At 33.5% G+C, this 5,220-nt stretch carries 2 protein-coding genes; both read right to left on the bottom strand.

What is annotated here, in order from left to right; all coding sequences use genetic code 11:
• Positions 1 to 554: hypothetical protein (locus PVV65_RS08840; RefSeq protein WP_273789909.1), on the bottom strand; the 554-nt coding region annotated here is incomplete at its 3' end.
• Positions 555 to 2,253: 1,699 nt separating this feature from the next.
• On the bottom strand, positions 2,254 to 5,220 hold a 2,967-nt coding region (locus PVV65_RS08845; protein ID WP_273789910.1), incomplete at its 5' end, for a type ISP restriction/modification enzyme.

Consider the following 5,220-nt stretch of genomic DNA (forward strand, 5'->3'; position numbering starts at 1 on the left):
GAACTTCCTAGCACACGTGCTTTGCCATAAACCTCAGCATTGCCATAAATTCTAGTCTTATCAAGAAACTTGCCATAAATAGTGTCATAAATTTTTGCATTGCCATACACTTTAGCATGTCCAAAAACATCCCCATAAATCAATGCGTTCTCATAGACTTGCGCATTGCCATAAACCTCAGCTCTAATATGCACGCTAGCATTGCCATAAACTCTTGCATTTTCATAAATTTTAGCAGAGCCAGTAATTTTTGCATTATCCAAAACATGGGCATTATCGAAAACCCGCGCATCCCCATAAACCATGGCATTGCCACCGACCCAGCAATTGCCATTATCAGCTAAATTTGCCACCTTGTGTATAAAGCCACCGAGGTCCCCCGCCTTTACATTGGAAAAATCCCTTAAAGCACGAATGCGATAAAGAGTATAATCACCTACTTCAATTGTTTCGTCTGTAAATTCGTATTTTTTTGCAGGCTCTTGTTTATTATTAGATGCGGTTTCATTTGAAATGGAAGAGATAACGGGGGTGTTTTGTGAGATATTTGTCATAACTAAATCCTAACTGTAAAAAGTTTTGAAATTGACAACCCTATAAGGGCGCCGGGTGCTCAAAACACGGCAGTTAGTCCGTTGCTATGCTTTCCCCATAAAAGGGTATTGTATAACATAGCTACACCCGACAAAATCACTCTATATGCTTTTTATAGCACAAAAGATAGTCAGTTTTTATAATAGGATTAGGTTTATCGTAACCTCTCCGCTAACTGTAAGTGTTTTGATCACTTGATTATTTATATAACAAAATACGTATTTATTGTCAATTATTATTTTATCTTTTTTGATATTTTTTAAATGCATTATGTATATATATTTGTCATATGCTTATCAAGCGCTTCTTTTGTATTATATGATTTTAAAGCTATATTATGAGCTTTCTTAAACGATTGCGTTATTTTTTGAATCTATACATTTATAATATTTAAAAACGCTCTGATAATGCGTATTTTTAACTTTATAACGTATCTATTTTTTCACTAAATGGTTTTTAAATTTTTTGTGAATTTTGTTTATAAGGGTGTTTAATTTAAACGACCTTAATAGACACCGCTCTCTTATAAAAAATACATTCATTTGCAATGTAATTATGAAAGCCTGCTGTTTTTATGCATTTTCTATAGCTGTTATCTTCTTTATAGCCATGGCATTATTTTTCATTTTCAAATGATAATTGCGATTTATAGTCTGTTATGAAAACATCTAAAGAGAGATTGATAACTATAGAGATTAGCAAAATCCCTTTTAATAGACTTTTGTTAGTCTTGTCAGTTTAGTCAGTTGTTTCTAGACCCTAGAGTATTTTTTTAAATGAGAGTAAATTAAAAACATTATTTTTCAATAGGTTAGTATTTTAATGATACAACCCTTATTAAGATGCCCCATAAATTCAATCAAAAATATATAAAAAATATATATTTGTCAGTTTGTGTCAGTAAATTGAACTGACAAAAATGATTATTTTAGTGAGTGATTAAAACGTGCTTTATGAAAAGCATATGAAAATGAAAACTGATTACGTTATCAAAATCCCTTTAATGAATTTTTATCAGTTCACTTAAATGGATAAATTTATAATTTTAGAGAATGATTAAACCACGTCTTAAAAAAGCATGTGATCCTTTAAAGCCTTTCAAAAGACAGTTTATAATCATAAGAAATGCTATCAAGATCATTATGGTTATAGTTTAGGGGGTTTAGGGGGTTTTGGGTGTTCTTTTTACACCCCCTTTTATATATTTTTTAGTCAAAAATAAAAGTTATTATATTTCAATAAGTTAATGTTTCAAATAAACAACCTGTATTAAATACAACATACAAATACAATCTTTAATATATATTTAAGAGGGTTTTGTAGGTGTTTTGGGGGTTTTAAAAACAGACAAAACCTATAAGCAAAATGAAGATATAAAACTCTCTTTAAAGAGGTTTTTTGAAAGCTATAAAGCTATCATTTGAGATTGCGATATAATCTTTTAAAGGCAATCCAAAAGAAGCCTATTCTATTTAAGAGTGGATTTCTTATAAGTCTTAAAGCAATCCAAATGACAGTGTTTAAAAGTGCAAATGATTTCTTTTTAGAATAACGCATATAAACACTCCTTTTAAGATTATAGGTAATCAACTTACAAGAGAGGTATAGATTATAGCTACAAGGCTCTATACCCCTTATGAGTTATAAGGTCTTATAAGCTTATTCAGTTTCTTTAATTTCTAGTTTTGGTAAGTTCTTAACAATTTTCATTGTCTCCAAACTTACAGTAATAACCCTTTGGAATAACTCCAATGGATAAGCAGGGTTACCCATTGTCTCAATAGCATAGCGATTAGCATCATTAACAATGCCACTCTTTTTATCTGTTTTCACGCATTGACGCCCCATAACCCATTCAAGAGCGGGTCTACCATTAACGATATACTCATAAGCTTCAAGAGGAATATCTGTTATGATGATGTTGCTGTTATAAATAACAGTGGATTTATCCTTTTCCTTGCTATTTTTAATTTTTGCGAAATTCATTTTATTCACGTAATAGAATTCTTTAGGATTAGAGATATCAGTCTGTTTTGGATTGCCTTTTTTAAATGTGACTGGATAAGGTTCCACATCTTCATAATTTACGTGCAAATGCCCCAGTTCACGTCCTGCTGTTACAAATTTTCCAAAGTCTTCAGCAGTTTTTACGCAAGGGATACGAGGCAACTCTTTACATAAATTATCAGCATAGCGAGCGCGATAATCTTCTGAATGTAAAATTCCATAAACATAATAAAAGATATCTTCTTTTGTTATAGCCTCATTCGGATAAGCAGACTGAAACTTCAGTAATCCAGCATCTGTAATACCATCACAAACTTTTCTTTTTACTTCTGTAGCAAACAGACTATGATCATGATGTTTTTCTTCATTACAATGAAGTGTAAGCGGATAACATCTTGCTGTTTCTAATGTAGCATAGTTAATTGGTTTATTTGTCATAAGACATGAAAAATCTGATCGATTGCCTATTCCTGTAACACAAATTCCAAGATTATCAGACAAATCTGGATTAAAAAACTGATGTGTTTGTCCTAGCATGTCATTAAGGAATGGTGATGTATAATGCCACATTTTTACAAATGGGCTATAAAGGGTAGGAACTATTAGATGAGGTTCAAAAATTGCATCATTTCCCCGTTTTAAACGAGAGATAAGAATATCCGTCCAACTAATTTGGGTAACGTCATAATCAATGATCCCTTTGATAGGAATAGACGGCTTTTCAGTAACGAGATGTTTCTGTTCATTAAAAAATTTAATTGTTTTTTGAACAGATATCTCTAATTCACTACTAGAAAAATTACAAACCCAAGCATCACGAGTTGATTTTATACCAAGAGATACTTCTTTAAAGATTTTAGCATCTATTGGGATATTTTTATCTCCCATGGGTATGAACTGATCAAAATCAGCATCTCTTTGCTTTATCCAATCGCCATGTTTATCTGGTGCAATTATTTGCCAACCTTGTTCACTACGTGTAATTCCATCAATACTACCAAGGGATTCAATTATCGTAAGCTTTTCTTTTTTTGTGAGATAATCCCCAATATCACGAAAATATATCTTACCACGCTGTTCAGATTCTGGATTTTTTACGAGAATAGAAATCGCTATAGGGGCACGAGAACCTTCGCCAAAGATTTTACCCCCTTCTTTTCGAGAAACTTCCCCAGATGTTCGTTGATTTCCCCGTAAATGGAAAATATAAAGGCTCGAAAATTCCTCAACGAGGCATTTGCGTAAACCGTCCATAGAACTTCCGTTGACAAAACTTGCATTGGTAACAAAGCCAATAATACCACGGTCTTTTATACGGTCACTAGCCCAACAAATGGCACGTATATAACTATCATAAAGTTTGTTTCGATTTATTATTTTTGTTGATCTTGATATATATTTTTCACGAATACGGTCATCTAATATGGGATAAGATGTGTTCGGATTATTATCATTGGCGCTCTTTTGTCCAAAAGAATAAGGGGGATTGCCAAAAATAACTTTGATATCTAGATTTTTCTGATGTTCCAAATATTCACTGTTTTCTTTAAATAATTTTTGTAGCAGATTTTTCTCTTCAAGCATCCGAAACGTATCGGTTAAACCAATATGTTTGAACGGTATATATTCCCCTTTCATAAGACTATGATAAGTCGATTCAATGTTAATCGCTGCTATGTAATAAGCAAGCAAGACAATCTCATTGGCATGGATATCATGACGGAATTTATATTCCATATCTTCTGGTTTTATGAGATTGGATTGTAAAAGCCGTGTGATAAAGGTACCAGTACCTGTAAAAGGGTCGAGAATAGAAACACCACGTGATCCCAAGCTTTTTCCAAATTCATTGCGTAAAACATCATCAACAGAGTGAATGATAAAATCAACAACCTCAACGGGGGTATAAACAATCCCAAGCCTATCGGTGGTTTTCTTAAATGCCTTGGCAAAAAAATCTTCATAAAGCTTGATAATAAGGTTCTGTCTTGCTTGGGGTTCGGTAATTCCAGAGGCACGGAATTTTACGCTGTTATAAAATTTTTGTAATTCCTTTGACTCTTGCTGGATATTGGTTTTATCCAACTCAGCTAAGATCTTTTCCATGGCTTGCGAGATACTATTGTTCTGGACAAACTTATTGCCTTCAAACAAAGCTTCAAACACGGGACGCGTCACAAGATGTTGTCCTAACATCTCTAGCGCTTCCTCTTGGGTAATACTGTCGTTTAAATTACTCTTTAACTCCTTATGAAAGCTCTCAAAAGCATAATAGGCTTTACTGGTTTTATCAGAAAGGATATCTTTAAGACGATTAATGTGGTTTTGAGCAATCTCCGCAACATTGTTCGCCCAGATGCCCCAATAATCCGCAAGGGTCGATTTTTTAATCAGAAGGGTTCTGAGAGCATTAGGAAACGCCATCACAAAGTTGAAACGTTCTTGACCATTATGGGGGGTAAGCGATTTTCGCAGTGGATAGACATTCCCCGCACTCGCACTTTCTGGTTTTGCGTGAAGGGGGATATCATCAACAACCGTTGTGACATTCTTTAAGTCACTATTTTGAGAAACCGTAACAATATCTATGATAGAACTTACATCTTGCCCTAAATTCAT

Origin of the sequence: Bartonella sp. ML70XJBT, assembly GCF_028618425.1 — a bacterium.
Taxonomy (GTDB): domain Bacteria; phylum Pseudomonadota; class Alphaproteobacteria; order Rhizobiales; family Rhizobiaceae; genus Bartonella.